Below are 18,729 nucleotides of genomic sequence, written 5' to 3' on the forward strand. Positions count from 1 at the left end.
CTGCGGATCTCTCTGAGAAAGTCCTGAGCGGCCGATGTCTTGAAACCGCCAGCCGCCGAGCCCGTTCCTAGACCCGCTGAGGCGCTCGGTTGCCCGCCTGCTCGATGCCCTTCGCGGTGTTCACCAGCGCGAGCAGCCCGCCACCGAGGACGAAGAAGGCGATCAGCGCGAGGATCGCCGGCCGGTAGGAGTCGGTGAGCTGGTAGACGAGTCCGAAGACCAGCGTGCCGAGCCAGGAGGTGCCGCGGTCCATGGCGTGGTAGAGGCTGAAGTACTCCGCCTCCTTGCCCGCCGGGATGAACAGCGAGAAGTAGGACCGCGCCAGCGCCTGCGTGCCGCCCATGACCAGACCGATCCCGACCGCGACGACCAGGAGCGGCACCAGGGTCCGCTCCGGCACGAAGTAGGCCCCGACGACGATGACCATCCAGCCGACCAGGCCGCCGAGGATCACCCGCTTGGCGCCGAAGCTCTTCGCCAGCCTGCCGAAGAAGATGGCCCCACCGACGGCGACGAACTGCACCAGCAGGTAGATGCCGAGCATCGTGCCGGTCTCGAACCCGAGCTCCTCGACCCCGTAGGTCGATGCCGAGCTGATCACGGTCTGGATGCCGTCGTTGAAGAAGAGGTAGGCCAGCAGGAAGGTCAGCGCGACCGGATACTGCGGCAGCTCCTTGAGCGTCACGAACAGCTGGCCGAAGGAGCGCGCCACCACGCCGCCGGAGACGTCCTCGACGTCGGCAGGCTCGCGTCGACGGATCCGGCGCCACGGGATGATGATGAACCCCGCCCACCACAGCGCGGCCGAGAGCATCGAGAGCCGCACCGCCAGCGCCGTGCCGAGCCCGAGCGGATCGGCGAAGGTCACCATGAGGAAGTTGACCGCGAGCAGCAGCCCCCCACCGGCGTACCCATAGGCCCAGCCGATCGAGGAGACCCGGTCGCGCTCGTCCTCGGTCGAGATCAGCGGCAGGATCGAGTCGCTGACCACCACCGCCGCACCCGCGCACAGGTTGGCGATGATGAACATGATCGATCCGAACCACCAGTTGTCCCCGGTCATGAAGAACAACAGCGCCGCACAGAGCGCGCCGGCCCAGGCGAACCCGGCCATCAGGTCCGGCTTGCGCGAGGTGCGGTCGGCGATCGCGCCCACGAGCGGGTAGATCAGTGCCGAGAGGAGGGTGGAGAAGGTGATGACGTACGACGGCAGCGCGCCGGGCGCGATCGAGAGCCCGAGCACGTCGATGCGGTTGTCGACGGCGGCGGCCTTCGCGATCTCGATCAGGTAGGGCGCGAACAGCACGCCTGCGACCGTCGTCTGGAAGGCGGAGACGGCCCAGTCGGTGAAGAACCAGCCCTTCTGCTCCCGCGCTCGCTCGACCGGCCTGAAGTCGCCGATCCCGGCTGATGTGGTCACTTCTCGGGCTCCTCGCCACTCTCTTCGGATTCGGCCTCGTCGACGGGCTCGACCCGAGACGGCACAGCCTCCCACAGGCCACGCTCTTCCAGGAACGCTTTCAGTACGTCGGTGCGGTCGGTCATCAGTCCGTCGACGTCACGCTCGAGCAGCCGCTTCATCTCGGCCGGGTCGTCGATGGTCCAGACGTGGACCTCCTTGCCGGCCTTGTGGGCCCGGCGCACCAGCCCCCGCGATGCCACCCGGACCGACAGCCGGCCGATGAGGCGCTGGCGGTGCGGGATCTGGAAGGCGTCGAACCGTCCGCCGGCGAGCCGCCGGGCGATGCCCGTGGTGGGGGCGAGCACGTAGGCCAGCACCTCGCGAGGGTTCGCCGAGGTTCGCACGCGCCCCTTGGTCAGTCGTCGGAACTCCTTGATCCGGCGGGCCGAGAACGAGCCGACGATGACCTCGTCCTCGTGGTCGGTTGCCGCGAGGAGCTCGGCCAGCGCCCCGACCGCGCCGTCGGACTTGAGGTCGATGTTGAAGGTGACCCCGGGGAACGCCTCGAAGAGCTGGGCCAGGGTCGGCACTCCGTGCCGGCCGCCGATGCGGGCCGCCTGCACCTCGGCGTACGTCATCTCCGCGATCAGGCCGCTGACGTCGGTCACCCGGTCGAGCGCCTCGTCGTGGAAGGCGAGGAGCACACCGTCGCGGGTGACGTGCACGTCGGTCTCGAGATGGGTGTAGCCGAGCGCCACCGCATGCCGGAACGCCTCCATGGTGTTCTCCATCCCGATCAGGTCGGGATGGAGCGCTCCACCACGGTGCGCATAGGCGCGTACGCGTCGCTGCTGCTCCTTCACGGGCAGCATCTAACCACCCGTGCGCACCGGATCACATGAGCCCGCAGACTCAGATGTCGCCCACGACCCGACAACCTCCGCGAGTCGGCTCGTCCTGACCGAAAATCACGCCGAGTCGGCGCGTCATGACGCGCCGACTCGGCGAGGGAGTCGGTCAAGATGAGCCGACTCGGTGGGATCTCTGCTCAGATGTCGCGGAAGGCGGTGATGTTCGCGCCGAGCTGGTTGAGCCGCTCGGCGAGGTCCTCGTAGCCGCGGGCGATGACGTAGGTCGAACGGAGCACCGAGGTGCCCTTCGAGGCGAGCATCGCGAGCAGGACGACGACGGCGGGACGCAGCGCCGGCGGGCAGACGATCTCGGTGCCGGAGAAGTGGGTCGGCCCCTCGATCATCACCCGGTGCGGGTCCATGAGCGTGACGTTGCCGCCGAGCTTGTTGAGCTCGGTCAGGTAGATCGCCCGGTTCTCGTAGACCCAGTCGTGCAGCAGCGTCTGACCCTGCGCCACCGCGGCGATCGCGGCGAAGAACGGCAGGTTGTCGATGTTGAGGCCCGGGAACGGGAGCGGGTGGATCTTGTCCAGCGGCGCGTGCAGGACCGAGTGCTTGGTGGTGATGTCGACCAGGCGGGTCTTGCCGTTGAGCGCCAGGTACTCCTCGGAGAGGGTGTAGTTGAAGCCCATCTCCTCCAGCGTCGCCAGCTCGATCTCCATGAACTCGATCGGGACGCGCTTGATGGTGATCTCGGAGTCGGTCACGATCGCGGCGGTCAGCAGCGACATCGCCTCGATCGGGTCCTCGCTCGGCGCGTAGTCGACGTCGACGTCGATGACCTCACGGCCGGTGACGCGCAGCGTGGTGGTGCCGATGCCCTCGACCTCGACGCCCAGCTTCTGCAGGTAGAAGCAGAGGTCCTGGACCATGTAGTTGGACGACGCGTTGCGGATCACCGTGGTGCCCGGGTGCAGCGCGGCGGCCATCAGGGCGTTCTCGGTGACGGTGTCGCCACGCTCGGTCAGCACGATCGGGCGGCCCGGCTGGATCTCCCGGTTGACGCTCGCGTGGTAGGCGCCGTCGGTGGCCTTGACCTCGAGGCCGAAGGGGCGCAGCGCCGAGAGGTGCGGCTCGACGGTGCGGGTGCCGAGGTTGCAGCCGCCGGCGTAGGGCAGCTCGAAGGTGTCCAGGCGGTGCAGCAGCGGACCGAGGAACATGATCACCGAACGCGTACGGCGCGCGGCGGCCTCGTCCACGGCGTCCAGGCGCAGCTCCTTCGGCGGCACGATCTCGAGGTCGTTGTCGTCGTTGAGCCAGCGGGTCTGCACGCCGATCGAGTTGAGCACCTCGATGATCCGGTTGACCTCTTCGATGCGCGCCACCTTGCGCAGCGTCGTCCGGCCCCGGTTGAGGAGCGAGCCGACCAGGAGAGCGACCCCGGCGTTCTTCGAGGTCTTGACCGTGATCTCACCCGAGAGCTTCGTCGGGCCGGTGACGCGCAGGTGCGTCGGGCCGGCGCCGATGTCGACGAGGGAGGAGTCCAGAGCGGCACCCACCCGGGCGATCATCTCGAGGGAGAGGTTCTGTTGCCCCTGCTCGATGCGGTTGATCGCGCTCTGACTGGTGTTGAGAAGGTCGGCGAGCTGTGCCTGGGTGAGGCCCTTGTGCTTGCGCGCATCGCGAATCAGATTCCCGATACGACCTTTGTATCCGTCGGTCATGGTGCACCACCGTAACTCATATATGAGATAAGCCTGGATTCCCCGCGAAGTGTCGGCGTTTCGTTTCATGACTGTTGCTGGGTGGCTGCAAAGGCCACCGTGTGCAACATCTCGTACGCCGGGTGACAGGATGCCACCATGCGCGCGACGACTATCCATGGGGTGGGCGACATCCGCTTCACCCAGGTACCCGATCCTGCTCTGACGAAGCCCACCGACGCAATCGTCAAGATCGTGGGCTCCTGCATCTGCGGCTCCGATCTGTGGAACTACCGCGGCTCCAACGGCGACATCGAGGAGCCCCGCACCATCGGTCACGAGTGCATCGGCGTGATCGAGGAGGTCGGTGCCGACGTACGCGACTTCAAGACCGGCGACTTCGTGATCGTCCCCTTCGACCACTGCGACAACACCTGTCCGCACTGCCTGGCCGGGGTCCAGTCGGTCTGCGTGAACCTCGGCTTCACGGTCAGCGGACAGAGCGAGTACGCCCTGGTCAACCAGGCCGACGGCTCGCTGGTCAAGCTCGAGGAGACGCCCGACCCGTCGATGTACCCCGACCTGCTCGCGCTCACCGACGTGATGGCCACCGGCTGGCACGCCGCGGTCATGTCCGGCCTCGGCTCCGGCCCCCAGGGCGGCACCGCGGTCGTCGTCGGTGATGGCGCGGTCGGCCTGTGCGGCGTGCTGGCGGCTGCCCAGCTCGGCGCCGAGCGGGTCGTGGCGATGTCGCGCCACGAGGCCCGCCAGGAGATCGCCAAGAAGTTCGGCGCCACCGACATCGTCGCCGCCCGCGGCAAGGAGGGCGAGGCGGCCGTACGCGAGCTCACCGGCGGCGTCGGTGCCGACTACGTCCTGGAGTGCGTGGGCACCGACCAGTCCTTCAAGACGGCCTCCAAGGTGGCCCGCCCGGGTGCGACCGTCGGGTTCGTCGGCGTCCCGCACGACGTCAGCCTCCCGGTCAACGCGCTCTTCCGCACCAACGTGGGCCTCAAGGGCGGGATGGCGCCCGTACGTCGCTACCTTCCCGACCTCCTGCGCCTCACCCTGGAGGGGACGATCAACCCCGGTCTGGTCTTCGACAAGGCGCTGCCGTTCGCCGAGGCCGCCGAGGGCTACCGCCTCATGGACGAGCGGCTCGCGACCAAGGTGCAGCTCACCTACTGATCCCGGCGATCCCGGACGGGGCATCGGGCGTGTCGTACTCATCTGAGACACTCGTTCGATGCCCCGCACCGACACCATGCGCCTGCGCCCGCTGTCACCAGGTGACGAACACGTCTTCGCCGACTGGGCACACGATGAGGAGTTCCGGATCGCCAACGGCTGGCCGGAGCGCGACCGCGACGGTCACCTCCGCCACTGGCGCCGGTTGATCGATGCCCCGCCGCCCGAGCTCATCAGGCTCGCGGTGGAGATCGACGAGCAGGTCGTCGGCTATGCCGATCTCCATGGCCTGGCCCCCGATACCCGCGAGCTCGGTATCGCCATCGGCCCCAGCTCACGGTGGGGCCACGGCCTGGGTCAGCGAGCCATCAAGACGGCGCTCACCTACGGCTTCTCCGTCCTCGACCTGACCCGGATCTGGGCCGAGCTGCACGAGACCAACACGCGCGCCAAGAAGCTCTTCGACGCGACCGGCTTCATCGAGACCGGCCGCCACGGCACCGACACCTACCGGGGCGAGGACGTCCGCCTCGTCCAGTACGCCGTCGAGCGCCCCTACTGAGCCGAGGCCGGCGGCGCCTCGACGGGTCATCCGGCGATGCGTACGGCCTTCTTCTGGGGATAGCCCTCGGGCAGGAGCATGGTGCCGTCCTGGTGGCGGTAGAGGACCTGCCAGTGCCAGTAGAGGTCGTACGCAGCAGGGGAGCGCTTCATCTGCTCGGCGTAGGCGCTGACGGCCGCCACGTAGCGGTCGGAGTGGTTGTAGGACCACAGCGCGCCGGCCATGTCGCCGGGAGCGCCGTTGTTGGCGAGCATGCGGCCGGCCGCCATGATCGCGTCGGCGGGGTCGTTGATGTCGCCGCCCGCGCCGTACTGGGCAAAGGTCGAGGGCAGGAACTGCATCGGGCCCTGGGCACCCGCCGTGCTCGTGCCACGGATGCGGCCCATGCGGGTCTCGACCAGGTGGACGGCGGCGAGGTACTCCCACGGCGTCCCGGTCTTCTGTTGCGCCCTGCGATAGAGCGGGCGCAGCTCCTCCGGGCTCGGCGGTGTCAGGATCCGCCAGTCCGGGAGCTCCGGCTGGGGGTCGGTCATCACCAAGAGCTCGCGCGCCGCGGCGATGTCCGCCTCGAGCTGCGCGCGGTCGCCACGGTCGAGCGCGCCCAGCACGGCACCAGCCTTCGCCTTCGACCCACGGGCGAGGTCGCGGGCGGTCGTCTGCTCGAACAGCGCGGCCTCACGTACGTCCTCGGCTCCTGCCTCGCCGGCGGCGACCGTCGCCATCGCCTGGGTGAGCCGCTCGGCCAGCGGGACCGACGGATCGTCGAGCGGACCCGTCGTCGGGGACGGGACGGACGAGGACGCCGACGGGCTTCCGGCAGGTTCCGAGGACGGCTCACCGCCACAGCCGGCGACGAGCGCCAGGGCTGTGGCGGTGGTCAGGGTAGCGAGCCGAGTGCGCACGCTCTCGACGCTACCCGACGCTCACCTACGCTCCGGCTCGCCCGATGATGGCTGCGAGCTCGGCCGGCTTGGTCAGCTGCGGCCAGTGTCCGGTGGGCAGGTCCACGAAGGTCGTGTCCTTGTGCTTCGGGATGGCGGCGACCGACTCGGTGCCGTCGGCGATCCACTCCTTCAGGTCGGCTGCGGTGTATTCGGGGCAGACGAACACGGCCGGCACCGAGTAGCGGCGCTCGTCGCCGAGCTCGAACGGCTCGGAGGTCAGGTTGGCGGGGGAGGGCCGCAGCAGCGCCTCGAACGTGGCGCGGTCCAGGTCGCGGACGTCGGCCTCGTCGAACTCCTCCCACGGCACCGGCGGCAGGTCGGCGCCGTCGGTGGGGAAGTTCTTGGCCGGGATCATGCCCGGCTCCGCCGGCCAGCCGCCGACGTAGACCACGGCGGCGACCTTGTCGACGCGGGCGTCGAGGGCGGCCCCGGCCACCGCACAGCCCATCGAGTGCCCGACGAGGATCACCGGCGCGGCCGACTCGTCGATGGCGGCCACGACTGCGGCGACCTGATCGGCGACGTGCACGTCGGACCGGTCCGTCTCGGCCGACTCCAGGCCGGGCAGGGTGAGCGGCCGCGGGGTGTGGCCGGCGTCGGTCAGACGGGGGACGACGAGGTCCCATGAGGAGGCGTCCAGCCAGAGGCCGGGTACGAGAACGATGTCCATGACACGATCATCGGCCCGGTTGCGGACGATCTACTTCCGCCACTCACTTTTTGTTGCCGTCGCTGGCTTTCGAACACAAGAACGGTGGCCACCGCGATGCGATGGCCACCGTTTCTGGACGCCCGAGACAGCTGACGCCAGGTCGTTCAGCGAGCGCCGGCGACCTCCAGTAGCTCCGCGACCTCGTGGGCGCGGCAGTCGCAGTCGGAGTCACACGGCAAGAAGCGATGACGTGCGTGCCCGCAGTCGCGGCACGGCATGTCGTGAGAAAGCGTGAAGCTCTGCACCTCAACGGTGTCCCACATAATGAATTCATCCCCCAGAGAATGTTGGTCGGTCTTTATCGGGTGAAGCTGCCTGATATGTAACACGATAATCCGCGACTTCGGAAGAGCTCGGACAACACGCCGAGACATTGTTTTCCCTGGTCAGTCGACCGATATGATTATTCGGTCGACCGATAGATAAACTCATAAGGGGCTCCTGTTGATGCCGTGTAGGCGTCTGCTTTACAGCGCGTGCGAACGCGCTCTCGCGTGTTGACGGAATGAAAACAGAACGCAGACCTGCAGGTCACCACCGACAAGGTGGTGTCAGTTCGGGGCCGGTTCCGGAGTGCAGAACACTCAGAGGCGAAGGTCCCGGCCGTCCTGGCTGACCCGGGCGGGCCTGGTCCCGGGACCCTCTCCGGGAATCCCGGGAGACCGTTGAGAGTTCTACTAGTCGTGAAGAACATCGGATTCTTGTCTTTCGGCCACTGGACACCGTCGCCCTACTCGCAGACGCAGTCGGCACGGGACGCGCTGATCCAGGGGATCGAGCTGGCGGTCGCCGCCGAGGAGCTGGGGGTCGACGGTGCGTACTTCCGGGTCCACCACTTCGCCCGCCAGTACGCCTCGCCCTTCCCACTGCTGTCCGCAGTCGGCGCCCGCACCTCGAAGATCGAGATCGGCACCGGTGTCATCGACATGCGCTACGAGAACCCCCTCTACATGGCCGAGGACTCGGCGGCGGCCGACCTGATCTCCGGCGAGCGCCTGCAGCTCGGGATCAGCCGCGGCTCACCCGAGCAGGTCATCGACGGCTGGCGCTACTTCGGCTACGACCCCGGGGAGAACGCCTCCGAGGCCGACATGGCCCGCGCGCACACCGAGACGTACCTCAAGATCATCGAGGGCGCGCAGTTCGCCGAGCCCAACCCGCGGCCGATGTTCCCGAACCCGCCGGGCAAGCTCCGGATCGAGCCCTACTCCGAGACCCTGCGCGAGCGGATCTGGTGGGGTTCGAGCTCGCTGGCGACCGCGCGCTGGGCCGCGGGGCTCGGCATGAACCTGCAGAGCTCGACGCTGAAGACCGATGAGAACGGCAAGCCGTTCCACATCCAGCAGCGTGAGCAGATCGAGGCCTTCCGTGAAGCCTGGAAGGAGGCCGGCCACGAGCGTGAGCCGCGCGTCTCGGTCTCGCGCTCCATCTTCGCCCTCGTCAACGACGAGGACCGGCGCTACTTCGGCCTCGACCGGCAGACCAAGGACCAGATCGGCAACATCGACGACCAGACCCGCGCGATCTTCGGGCGTTCGTACGCCGCCGAGCCCGACGTCCTGGTGAAGGAGCTCGCCGCGGACGAGGCGATCCAGGCCGCCGACACGCTGCTTCTGACGGTGCCGAACCAGCTCGGCGTCGACTACAACGCACATGCCCTGGAGAGCATCCTGACCCACGTCGCCCCCGACCTCGGCTGGCGGTAGCCGCAGATCGCGAGGGTGGGGGCCGCGCAACTTCCGAGTCACAAAAGGGCGCATAATCGTTGTCAACCGCCCCGCGTGGCCATGCTATTGGCTACCGTGCAGGGCGACCGTTCTTCAAGGGGGACCCCTGTTGGCTACGTACGCTGAGCTGCTTGACCTCTACCTTCGCGACCCGGGCCCGGAGTCGCTGAGAGCCCTGCGTGAGGCGATCCTGGAAGCTCCGAACTTCCGGCCCGATCTCGAGATCACCGAGATGATCGCCCCGATGATGTCGGTCGGCGACTACGCCGGCGCGATCGCCGCCGTCCATGGGCTGATGCCCGGCGCGATCTTCAGCCCGTCGGCCCACGCCGCCCTTGCCGATGCCCAGCGCGGCCTCGGCAACCTCGAGCAGGCTCAACGCGAGTCGATCCTGGCCCAGTCGGCCCTCGACAGCATCATCAGCACCGGAGAGGGCACCGAGTCCGAGCCGTGGTCGGTGCTGCGGACCAGCGACGCCTACGACGTCGTGCTGGCCTCGGGCAAGACGCCGCGTTCGCAGGTCGCGGTCGGCAAGCTCGACCGGATCGTGTGCACCGACTCGACGGTGTGGTTCTTCGACATCAGCAACGACTTCGCCCGAGCCTGACCGGAGAGCCGCGCGCGGAAACCTGCTCCGACTGTTCACCGGCTTGTTGCCGGTAGGGACGGTGTGCGTCGGGTTCCTGACGGGACCGGCGCGCACGCTCGGAGCATGATGAGTCGCACCGTGCGGATTCTGCTCGCCGGGATGGTTGCTGTCGTCGTCGCCTCCGCGGCGCTGAGCTCGTCGGCGTGGGCCGACGGGCCGCGCGCCTCCGACCACGGCCAGGCCGTCTTCGACCGCCACGAGGTGGCGCCTGAGGACGCGCGGCCGGGCGGTGGCGCGGCACCGTTCGAGACCGGCGTGGTGATCGTGCTCAACACGCTTCTTCTCGGCGGTCTGCTGGGCGGCGTTCTCTGGGGCCGGCGACGCCTCGGCTGCGCCGACCGGGCACTTCCGCGCTTGTCCGTATAACGAGATTTGCGTCTCACTTTTCGGGATTCCGAGCGTAGAGTCGATGCATGTCGACCTACACCCACGGCCATCACGAGTCGGTCCTGCGCTCGCACCGGTGGCGTACGGCGGAGAACTCCGCGGCGTACCTGTTGCCGCGACTGAGCCCTGAGCAGCGGCTGCTCGACGTGGGTGCCGGCCCGGGGACGATCACGCTCGATCTGGCCGGCCGGGTCGCTCACGTGACCGCCACGGAGATCGGGGAGCCGGAGCTCGAGCTCTCCCGCCGGGCCGCCACGACCGAGGGAGTCACGAACGTCGACTTCCGGGTCGAGGACGTGCATGCGCTGAGCATCGAGGACGCGTCGTACGACGTCGTCCACGCCCATCAGGTGCTGCAGCACGTGGCGGACCCGGTGCAGGCGCTGCGGGAGATGCGGCGGGTGACGAAGCCCGGGGGCATCGTGGCCGTGCGCGACAGCGACTACGCGGCCTTCGTCTGGTGGCCGGAGTCGGCCGAGCTGACCGAGTGGCTGCGGCTCTACCGGCGCGCCGCGCGGGCCAACCGGGGCGAGCCCGACGCGGGCCGCCGACTGGTCTCCTGGGCGCGCGCGGCCGGGTTCGACGACATAGAGGCCACCTCGAGCACCTGGTGCTTCTCCGCCCCCGAGGACCGGGCGTGGTGGGGCGGGCTGTGGGCCGACCGGTTCACCGACTCGGCGGTCGCCCGCCAGCTGGTCGACTCCGGAGACGCCACGACCGCCGACCTCGCCCGGGTCGCGGGCGGGTGGCGGTCGTGGGCCGAGGCGGAGTACGGATGGTTCTCCGTCCTCCACGGCGAGATCCTGGCTCGCGCCTGAGGCCAGCGGCTCAGGTCAGCGGCTCAGGATGCGTGCGGCCAGCGCGTTGCCGGCGAACTGCACCACCTGCACGATCGCGACCAGGATGATCACGCAGACCCAGGTGACGGCGGGGTCGTACTGCCGGTAGCCGAAGGTCTGTGCGAACGCGCCCAGTCCGCCGCCGGCGACCAGACCCGCGACGGCCGACATGTCCACGATCGCCACGAACGCGAAGGTGAAGCCGAGGATCACCGGGGCGAGCGCCTCGGGGACGAGCACGGTCGCCGCGATCCGGATCCGGGAGGCGCCCATGGAGCGGGCCGCCTCGATGACCCCGGGAGGAACGGTGATGAGGTTCTGCTCCGTGATCCGGGCGATGCCGAACATCGAGGCGAGGATCAGCGAGAAGATCACCGCCGGCGTGCCGATCCCGGTGCCGACCACGAGCCGTGCGGCCGGCTGGACGGCCGCGATGAAGATGATGAACGGGATCGGCCGGAAGAAGTTGACCAGCAGGTTCAGCACCGCCGAGACGGGGCGGTTCGGGAAGAGGCCGCCCTTGCGGGTCAGGTAGAGACCGAGGCCCAGCAGCAGGCCCAGCAGGCCGCCGACGAGCACCGTCCACACGACCATCAGCAAGGTCTCGCCGGTGGCGTACCAGATGTCGCCCCACAGCTCGGGGAGCCGGGTGTCGGTCCTCATGCCACCTCCTTGGTGGTGACCAGTGCGGCCAGCTCGCGGACGGCCTCGTCGACCGATGCCGCGGGCCCGTCGAGGGAGAGGGTGAGGTTGCCGAAGGTGGCACCCCGGATCTCCTCGATGCCGCCGAAGACGAGCTCGAAGGCGATCCCGCGCTCGTGGAGGACCGCGAAGATGTCGGTCTGCCGGGGACCGCCCTCGCGCAGCTCGACCTTCACGAACCGGCCGGGATGACGAGCTCGCAGCGTGGCCAGGGTTTCGGGAGCGGGCTCGTCGTCGACGACGGTGCCGACGAAGCGCCGGGTCACGGGCTGTCGCGGCGCCGAGAAGACGTCGTAGACGGCGCCGGACTCGACCACTCGACCGCTCTCCATGACCGCGACATGGTCGGCGAGCTCGCGCACGACCTCCATCTCGTGGGTGATCGCCACGATGGTGGTGCCGAACTCCTCGTTGACCCGCTTCAGCAGCCGCAGCACCTCATGGGTGGTCTCCGGGTCGAGCGCGCTGGTGGCCTCGTCGGCGAGCAGCAGCGAGGGGTTGGTGGTCAGCGCGCGGGCGATGCCGACGCGCTGCTTCTGTCCGCCCGAGAGGTTGCGCGGGTAGGTGTGGGCCTTGTCGGGGAGTCCGACGAAGTGGAGCAGCTCGGAGATCCGGCGCTGCTGCTCGGCCTTGGCGACGCCGGCGATCTGCAGCGGGTAGGCCAGGTTGCCCCAGACCGTACGCGACTCGAAGAGGTTGAACTGCTGGAAGATCATCCCGATACCCAGCCGGATCGGCCGCAGCTGACGCTCGTGCAGGCCGACGAGCTCGATGCCGCCGACCTGGATGGAGCCCGAGGTGGCGGGCTCGAGGCCGTTGAGCAGCCGGACCAGGGTGGACTTGCCGGCACCGGAGTAGCCGACGATCGCCTGGACGTCACCGGCGGCGACGTCCAGGGAGACGTCGTCGACCGCGCGGACCTCGCTGCGGCCCCTGGCCGCCGGATAGGTCTTGGTGACGTTGCGGAGCCGCACCAGCGGCTCCGCAACGGTGGCCGATTGCGTCACTGACGCTCCTCGACCTGCTTCTCGGTGTCCTCGAGCGACTTCTGCAGGTCCTCGACCGGGATCTTGACGAGCTCGGCGGTGTCGCCGGAGGTCTCGTAGACGCCGTCCTGGACGGCCTTGGTGTCCTGGAAGATCTTGACGAGCTTCTTATACGTCGGGTTGTCGGCGTCGTCGGCGCGAGCGGCGAAGATGTTGACGTAGGGCAGCGCCTTGGGGTCGGACGGGTCGTCGGTGGCCAGGGCGTCGGAGAACTTCAGGCCCGCGTCCTCGACGAAGTCGTTGTTGATGATCGCGGCGGCGACGTCGGGGAGCGACGAGGGGGTGATCGCGGCCTGGACGGCCTTGATCTTCACCTTGGAGGAGGGGTCGACCTCCTTGATGGTGCTGAACGGGGTGCCGCCGTCGGTGAGCTCGACCAGGCCCTTGGACTGGAGCAGCACCAGGCCGCGGGCCTGGTTGGTCTCGTCGTCGGGGACGATCACGGTCTCGCCGGCCTTGATCTCGTCGAGGCTCTTGTACTTCGAGGAGTAGAGCCCCAGGGGGTAGGTCGCGGTCGAGCCGAGCGCGACCAGGTCGTCGTCGTTCTGGACGTTGTAGTCGGCCAGGAAGATGATGTGCTGGAACTGGTTGAGGTCCAGCTCGCCCTCGGACAGCGCCGGGTTGGGCTGGTTGTAGTCCCCGAAGTTCTTGACCTCGAGGTCGATGCCCTCCTCACGAGCGGCGTCCTGATAGGTCTTCCAGTAGGGGTCGTCGGCACCGACGACACCGATGGTGACCTTGGTCAGGTCGCTGCCGGAGTCGTCGTCGCGGGTGAGGAAGAACGCGAGGCCGCCGATCACGACGGCGACGACGACGATCCCGATGATCAGCGGGAGCTTGGACTTGGGAGCCTCGATGAGCGGGGTGGGCTCGGGCGTGTTGGAGGACACGGGTGGGAACCTCTTCTAGACGGGAGAGTCTCGACGTTGAGAACGGACAGCCTGGTTGTTGTCCACCAAAACAGTAGACTTAACGAGGATCACACTCGCATTGTCGGTCACACGCCGAGACGTGTCACGGACCCGTCCCGGCGTGTGCTAGAGGCATGTTTCCCGAGGTCAGGCGAGGTCGCGCCGCCTCATCACGACCACCGCGGCGACGGCCGCGACCAGGACGTACGCCGCGACGGTGATCAGCGCGCGCTCGCCGGAGATCGCGTCGAGGACTCCCGGTGTCCCGTTGGGGCCGCCGATGATCGCACCGACGAGCGAGCCGCCGGCGGTGCCCGGAAGGGCCTCGGTGACGGTCTCGACGCCGGCGAGAAGACTGCCGACACCGCGCAGCAGGTTCTCGACCACCAGCGACCAGACCAGGCCCAGGCCGACCGCGAGCGCCGGGCCCTTGGCCAGCACGCCGACCAGGAAGCCGAGCAGCGCCCACATCTCCAGCACCAGGAACCCGGCACCGAAGGACTGGGCCAGGTCGCTCAGTGCGGGCATGTCGATCGCCTGCCCCTCGGTGGCGGCGATCGCCACCGATACGCCGATGCACAGAGCCAGGGTCGCGGTCATCATCGCGAAGATGAAAGCCGTGACCGCGGCGAGCGAGCCGCCGACGGCAGCGAGCCGGCTCGGCCCCTGGGTGAGGACGGTCTTCCAGGTGCCCCAGCCGAACCCGTTGCCGGCCACCAGCGCGCCGACCACCATCGCCAGGGCGCCACCGAACATCGGCAGACCGCTGACGATGACGTCGGGGATCGCGCTCGGCATCAGCTCGGCCAGCAGCTGGGCGTTGCTGGCACCGTCACCGGCGAAGTTGTCGTCGCCGGTCTTGTAGGCGACGTAGTTGAAGACGTACCCGAAGGAGAGCGAGAGCGCCAGCCAGGCGCCGACGATCACCCAGATCGCCGACCACTTGCGCAGACGCAGCATCTCGGCCCGGGTGCTGTTGATGAGAGCAGTCATGACACGAGCTCCTTGTTGCCGGTCATCTCGAAGAAGACGTCCTCCAGGGAACGCTCCGCGACGGTGACCTCGTGGACATCGATGGAGTGGGCGACCAGATGGCGTACGACCTCCGGGGCCGCCGTCGCGGGCAGATCGACCTCGAGCGTCTCGTGGCCGATGCGGCGTACGCCCTCGTCCCCGGCCATCCGCATCAGGGCCGCCAGGGCGGCGTCCTCGGGAGTGGCCCGGACCCGGAGGGTCGCGCCGCCACGCAGGTCGGCGACGGTGGACTCGCGCAGCAGCCGGCCCTGGTTGATGACTCCGACGCGGTCGCAGATCTCCTGCACCTCGGCCAGGATGTGGCTCGAGAGGATGACCGTCTGGCCGGCCTCGGCGAGCGCGACGACCAAGGCCCGCATGTCGGCCATGCCGGCCGGGTCGAGGCCGTTGGTGGGCTCGTCGAGCACGAGCAGGTCGGGGGAGCCGAGCATCGCGGCGGCGACGCCGAGGCGCTGCTTCATCCCGAGGGAGTAGCCCTTGAAGGCGTCCTTCGCCCGGTCGGTGAGGTCGACCATCTCGAGCACCCGGTCGACCTCGGTGCTCGGCAGCCCCTGGTAGCGCGCCATCGTGCGCAGGTTGTCGCGGCCGTTCAGGTAGGGGTAGAAGCCGGGGCCCTCGATCAGGGCGCCGATGCGGGCAGTGACCTCGGGCCGCCCGGCGGGACGACCCAGGACGCTGACCGATCCGGCGGTGGGCCGGATCAGGCCGAGCATCATCCGCAAGGTGGTGGTCTTGCCGGCCCCGTTGGGGCCGAGGAAGCCGTACACCTCGCCACGCACGACGGTCATGCTGACCCGGTCGACGGCGAGCCTGTCGCCGTACCGCTTGGTCAGCCCGTCGGTCTCAACCACGAGTTCCTTCATGCCTCTCACGCTCTCGTGGCCGCCCCCTGGTCGGCATCGGCACCGTGGCGGCTCCGGGTTACGCAGATCTGCGTAGGCGGCCGGCCGGTTTTGTCGTACGCCTCGGGCGCCCGCGCGAACTAGGGTCATGTCCATGTCCCGGATCCGTCGCCATTGGCTGCCGTGGCTGGTCGTCGTGGTGGTGCTGGTCGGCTCGCTGGGCAGCAACGCCCAGGCCGACACCCGGGGGCCGGCCGTGCTGCCCGCGTTGCTCGCGGTCGTCGCCGTCCTTCCGGTGCTGCTGCGGGAGCCACCCGGGTGGGCGCTCGCGGTCAGCGGGCTCTGTGTCGGCGTCTACTTCACCCTGGGCTACGCCGACGGCCCGGTCTTCATGGCGCTGCCTGCGGTCACCTTCGCGGCCGCGTGGTCGCTGGCCCCGCGCCGGTGGGTCGGCTGGGCTGCGGTGGGTGCGGCCCTCGTGGCCACCGGGATCGTGCTGAACCCCGCGGAGAGCCCGAGGTTCGACGGGGGCCGCGGCCCCTGGGGGCCCGGCGGCGGTCCGGAGGGCGACCTCTCGCTGTGGCAGGCCTTCGGCCAGGTGGCGCTCATCGCCGCCTGCGGCGCGATCGCGACGGCGCTGCGCTCCCGCAACGAGGCCCGCGCCCAGCGCCGGCGCCGTGCGGTCAGCGACGAACGGGTCAGGATGGCCACCGACCTGCACGACGGCGTCGGGCACGGACTGGCGGTGATCGCGATGCAGGCCGGCGCCGCGCTGCACGTGCTCGACCGCGATCCGGAGGCCGCCCGCCGCAACCTGGAGGCCATCCGTGCCGAGAGCAAGGAGTCGCTCGACCTGCTGCGCCGGCAGCTGGCCCGGCTGACCGAGACCGAGGCCGGCTCCGGGTCGGCGCCGCGCGCGCCGGAGCACGGGCTCGCCGACCTGCCTGCCCTGGTCGAGCGGGTGCGCACCGGCGGACTGGAGGTCTCCCTCCGTCTCGAGGCGGACTCGGTGCCGGCGGCGGTGGAGCGGGCGGCGTACGCCGTGGTCCAGGAGGGGCTCACCAACGTGCTGCGCCATGCCGGCGCGTCGCGGGCAGAGGTGTCGGTCGTCGCCTCGTCCGGCGAAGAGCTGGTCGTGACGGTCCGCGACGACGGGCGGGGATCGGACATGCCGAGCAAAGAAAGGCGCTCCGGGATGGGAATTGTGGGAATGCGGTCGCGCGTCGAGGCACTTGGGGGCACCCTAGAGGCGGGGCCGGAGGTACGGGGCTTCCGGCTGCGGGCTTCCATCCCGCTTTCTGGGTCCTCGGCGGGTGGCGCGGAGGGGCTGGCATGAGCAGCACTGAGTTGATCAAGGTTGCTCTGGTCGATGACCAGCCCCTGGTCCGGATGGGCCTGGCGACCATGATCGGCGCCGAACCCGATCTCGAGGTCGTCGGCGAGGCCTCCGACGGCAGCGCGGCGCTGCCGATGCTGCGCCGCACCCACCCCGACGTCGTGCTCTGCGACATCCGGATGCCGGTCCTCGACGGGCTCGGGATGCTGGAGCAGGTGACTCGCGATCCTTCGCTGAAGGACGTACGCGTGGTGATGCTGACGACCTTCGAGCTCGACGAGTACGTCTTCGAGGCGCTGCGGCTGGGAGCCAGCGGCTTCCTCCTCAAGGATGCCGAGCCGGTCGCGCTGCTCGACGCGATCCGGGTCGTCGCCGACGGCGGCTCGCTCCTCGCCCCGACGGTCACCAAGCGGGTGATCGAGGAGTTCGGATCCTCTCGCCGGGCCGCCAACCCGCATCCTCGTCTCGGTGACCTGACCGAGCGGGAGCGGGAGATGGTCGCCTGGGTGGCCACCGGCCGCTCCAACGCCGAGATCGCCGCCGAGCTCGTGGTCAGCCCGGACACGGTCCGCACGCACGTCTCGCGCGCGATGGTGAAGCTGCATGCCCGCGACCGCGCCCAGCTCGTCGTCTTCGCGATCGAGTCGGGTCTGAGGATCTAGCCCGGCTCAGGCGGCCAGCGGGACGCTGCCGGGCATCACGACGGGGGCACAGCCGCAGGTGTCGCTGCAGGCGAGGTAGGTGTGCACCTCGTGGCCACACCGCGGGCACGGCAGGAAGTGCGACATCGGGAAGCTGCGTACGTTGGTCTTCTCAGAGTGCTGAGCTGTGTCCCACATGACTTTCTCCTATCCGTGTTCTGTTCCTTCACCTACTCCACGAATGGCAGCACGCGATTTCGACATCGCTGTCGCGACGAGTTCCGGCTTCCCCAAAATGGGCTGCCTCGACATGCGAAGATCCAAGGGTGACGACGAAGGCCAGTGGTGGGCAGAGCCAGGAGCAGCGCCTGCGCGACCTCAAGCTGCTGCGGCAGGTCAAGGACCGGATCGACCGGGAGTACGCGCAGCCGCTGGACGTGGAGGCGCTGGCGCGCGGCGTACACATGTCGGCCGGCCACCTGAGCAGGGAGTTCCGCAAGGCCTACGGCGAGCCGCCCTACTCCTACCTGATGACCCGCCGGGTGGAGCGGGCCATGACCCTGCTGCGGCGCGGCGACCTCAGCGTCACCGACATCTGCTTCGCGGTCGGCTTCGGGTCGCTGGGGACGTTCTCGACCCGGTTCAGCGAGCTCGTCGGGATGTCGCCGAGCGTCTATCGGGACAAGGCCACCTCCGGTGGCGGCGGGATCCCGCCGTGCGTCTCCAAACAGGTCACCCGGCCGGTCCGGCGCAGTTCGATCAGGAATGAAGAAGCGAAGGTGCCGGACCCCTACATAGGTTGAGGTCCATGGACATCAACATCTGCCACAGCTACCTTCCGCACACCGACCCCGAGGCCTCGCTGAGGTTCTACCGCGACCTGCTGGGCTTCGAGGTGCGGAAGGACGTCGGGTACGAGGCGATGCGCTGGCTCACGATCGGGCCGCCGGCCCAGCCCGGCGTGAGCGTCGTGCTCTACCCGCCCCTCGCCGACCCGAACATCAGCGAGGAGGAGGGCCGCGTCATCCAGGAGATGATGGCCAAGGGCACCTTCGCCAGCCTGATGCTCTCCTCGCCCGACGTCGACGCCGCCTTCGAGAAGATCCAGGCCGGTATCGAGGCCAGCGGCGGCGAGATCATGTCGGAGCCGACCGACCAGGACTGGGGCATGCGGGACTGCTCCTTCCGCGACCCGGCCGGCAACACGATCCGGCTGCAGCAGGTCAAGTGAGTCGGAAATGTGCAGGCCTGG

The 18,729-nt window shown here is 69.0% G+C and carries 21 protein-coding genes; 10 read left to right on the plus strand and 11 right to left on the minus strand.

Annotated elements, in window-relative coordinates; all coding sequences use genetic code 11:
• Positions 1-67 precede the first annotated feature (67 nt).
• The 3 genes from ACZ6WN_RS15250 to ACZ6WN_RS15260 form a co-directional block, all read right to left on the minus strand.
• Positions 68-1,420 carry an MFS transporter gene (locus ACZ6WN_RS15250; RefSeq protein WP_465865635.1) on the minus strand — a complete coding sequence of 451 codons (1,353 nt, stop codon included), beginning with the start codon at positions 1,418-1,420 and terminating at the stop codon, positions 68-70.
• On the minus strand, positions 1,417-2,274 hold the full coding sequence (locus ACZ6WN_RS15255; RefSeq protein WP_465865637.1) for a glycerophosphodiester phosphodiesterase: 858 nt from the start codon (positions 2,272-2,274) through the stop codon (positions 1,417-1,419). Before ACZ6WN_RS15255 ends, ACZ6WN_RS15250 begins: the two co-directional genes overlap by 4 nt.
• Positions 2,275-2,450: 176 nt before the next feature.
• Positions 2,451-3,977 (minus strand): UDP-N-acetylglucosamine 1-carboxyvinyltransferase, encoded by a 1,527-nt coding sequence (locus tag ACZ6WN_RS15260; RefSeq protein WP_465865639.1) that lies wholly within the window; start codon positions 3,975-3,977, stop codon positions 2,451-2,453.
• Between the two features lie 138 nt (positions 3,978-4,115).
• Between ACZ6WN_RS15260 and ACZ6WN_RS15265 the strand changes: the two genes are divergently transcribed.
• Together ACZ6WN_RS15265 and ACZ6WN_RS15270 are read left to right on the plus strand one after the other, a co-directional pair.
• The gene (locus ACZ6WN_RS15265; RefSeq protein WP_465865641.1) at positions 4,116-5,144 is read left to right on the plus strand and encodes a zinc-dependent alcohol dehydrogenase family protein; all 1,029 of its coding nucleotides are present in this window, start codon (positions 4,116-4,118) and stop codon (positions 5,142-5,144) included.
• Positions 5,145-5,202: 58 nt separating this feature from the next.
• Positions 5,203-5,706, plus strand: coding sequence for a GNAT family N-acetyltransferase (locus tag ACZ6WN_RS15270; RefSeq protein WP_465865643.1), 504 nt, complete (start codon positions 5,203-5,205; stop codon positions 5,704-5,706).
• Positions 5,707-5,732: 26 nt separating this feature from the next.
• On the opposite strand, the gene ACZ6WN_RS15275 is transcribed toward ACZ6WN_RS15270, so the two are convergent.
• A complete protein-coding gene (locus ACZ6WN_RS15275; protein ID WP_465865645.1) occupies positions 5,733-6,608 on the minus strand; it encodes a lytic transglycosylase domain-containing protein in 876 nt (291 codons plus the stop codon).
• A gap of 25 nt (positions 6,609-6,633) precedes the next feature.
• A complete protein-coding gene (locus ACZ6WN_RS15280) occupies positions 6,634-7,320 on the minus strand; it encodes an alpha/beta fold hydrolase (protein WP_465865647.1) in 687 nt (228 codons plus the stop codon).
• A gap of 743 nt (positions 7,321-8,063) precedes the next feature.
• Here ACZ6WN_RS15280 and ACZ6WN_RS15285 point away from each other — a divergent pair.
• The 4 genes from ACZ6WN_RS15285 (at position 8,064) to ACZ6WN_RS15300 (ending at position 10,943) form a co-directional block, all read left to right on the plus strand.
• Positions 8,064-9,068 (plus strand): LLM class flavin-dependent oxidoreductase, encoded by a 1,005-nt coding sequence (locus ACZ6WN_RS15285; RefSeq protein ID WP_465865649.1) that lies wholly within the window; start codon positions 8,064-8,066, stop codon positions 9,066-9,068.
• 130 nt (positions 9,069-9,198) lie between these two features.
• A complete protein-coding gene (locus tag ACZ6WN_RS15290) occupies positions 9,199-9,696 on the plus strand; it encodes a DUF4919 domain-containing protein (RefSeq protein ID WP_465865651.1) in 498 nt (165 codons plus the stop codon).
• A gap of 105 nt (positions 9,697-9,801) precedes the next feature.
• Positions 9,802-10,104 carry a hypothetical protein gene (locus tag ACZ6WN_RS15295; protein WP_465865653.1) on the plus strand — a complete coding sequence of 101 codons (303 nt, stop codon included), beginning with the start codon at positions 9,802-9,804 and terminating at the stop codon, positions 10,102-10,104.
• A 47-nt stretch (positions 10,105-10,151) separates the two neighbouring features.
• A complete protein-coding gene (locus ACZ6WN_RS15300) occupies positions 10,152-10,943 on the plus strand; it encodes a class I SAM-dependent methyltransferase (RefSeq protein ID WP_465865654.1) in 792 nt (263 codons plus the stop codon).
• A 15-nt stretch (positions 10,944-10,958) separates the two neighbouring features.
• On the opposite strand, the gene ACZ6WN_RS15305 is transcribed toward ACZ6WN_RS15300, so the two are convergent.
• The 5 genes from ACZ6WN_RS15305 to ACZ6WN_RS15325 form a co-directional block, all read right to left on the minus strand.
• Positions 10,959-11,627, minus strand: coding sequence for a methionine ABC transporter permease (locus ACZ6WN_RS15305; protein WP_465865656.1), 669 nt, complete (start codon positions 11,625-11,627; stop codon positions 10,959-10,961).
• Positions 11,624-12,673: a methionine ABC transporter ATP-binding protein gene (locus ACZ6WN_RS15310; RefSeq protein WP_465865658.1), complete on the minus strand. Its 1,050-nt coding sequence runs from the start codon at positions 12,671-12,673 to the stop codon at positions 11,624-11,626. The genes ACZ6WN_RS15305 and ACZ6WN_RS15310 overlap by 4 nt, the downstream gene beginning before the upstream one ends.
• Positions 12,670-13,602, minus strand: a complete 933-nt coding sequence (locus tag ACZ6WN_RS15315; RefSeq protein ID WP_465865660.1) for a MetQ/NlpA family ABC transporter substrate-binding protein — start codon at positions 13,600-13,602, stop codon at positions 12,670-12,672. Before ACZ6WN_RS15315 ends, ACZ6WN_RS15310 begins: the two co-directional genes overlap by 4 nt.
• 168 nt (positions 13,603-13,770) lie before the next feature.
• A complete protein-coding gene (locus ACZ6WN_RS15320) occupies positions 13,771-14,616 on the minus strand; it encodes an ABC transporter permease (RefSeq protein ID WP_465865662.1) in 846 nt (281 codons plus the stop codon).
• Entirely contained in the window at positions 14,613-15,521 is a 909-nt protein-coding gene (locus ACZ6WN_RS15325) for an ABC transporter ATP-binding protein (protein ID WP_465865664.1), read from the minus strand. The genes ACZ6WN_RS15320 and ACZ6WN_RS15325 overlap by 4 nt, the downstream gene beginning before the upstream one ends.
• Positions 15,522-15,654: 133 nt before the next feature.
• Between ACZ6WN_RS15325 and ACZ6WN_RS15330 the strand changes: the two genes are divergently transcribed.
• Complete coding sequence (locus ACZ6WN_RS15330; RefSeq protein WP_465865666.1) at positions 15,655-16,836, plus strand: sensor histidine kinase; 1,182 nt, start codon at positions 15,655-15,657, stop codon at positions 16,834-16,836.
• Positions 16,833-17,498: a response regulator gene (locus ACZ6WN_RS15335; RefSeq protein WP_465865668.1), complete on the plus strand. Its 666-nt coding sequence runs from the start codon at positions 16,833-16,835 to the stop codon at positions 17,496-17,498. The genes ACZ6WN_RS15330 and ACZ6WN_RS15335 overlap by 4 nt, the downstream gene beginning before the upstream one ends.
• A gap of 6 nt (positions 17,499-17,504) precedes the next feature.
• On the opposite strand, the gene ACZ6WN_RS15340 is transcribed toward ACZ6WN_RS15335, so the two are convergent.
• The gene (locus ACZ6WN_RS15340) at positions 17,505-17,675 is read right to left on the minus strand and encodes a hypothetical protein (protein WP_465865670.1); all 171 of its coding nucleotides are present in this window, start codon (positions 17,673-17,675) and stop codon (positions 17,505-17,507) included.
• Between the two features lie 128 nt (positions 17,676-17,803).
• Here ACZ6WN_RS15340 and ACZ6WN_RS15345 point away from each other — a divergent pair, with 128 nt between their 5' ends.
• The gene (locus tag ACZ6WN_RS15345) at positions 17,804-18,280 is read left to right on the plus strand and encodes a helix-turn-helix transcriptional regulator (protein WP_465865672.1); all 477 of its coding nucleotides are present in this window, start codon (positions 17,804-17,806) and stop codon (positions 18,278-18,280) included.
• 5 nt (positions 18,281-18,285) lie between these two features.
• Positions 18,286-18,708, plus strand: a complete 423-nt coding sequence (locus ACZ6WN_RS15350; RefSeq protein WP_465865674.1) for a VOC family protein — start codon at positions 18,286-18,288, stop codon at positions 18,706-18,708.
• Positions 18,709-18,729 lie beyond the last annotated feature (21 nt).

The sequence above is a fragment of the Nocardioides sp. NPDC054178 genome, from assembly GCF_055585005.1.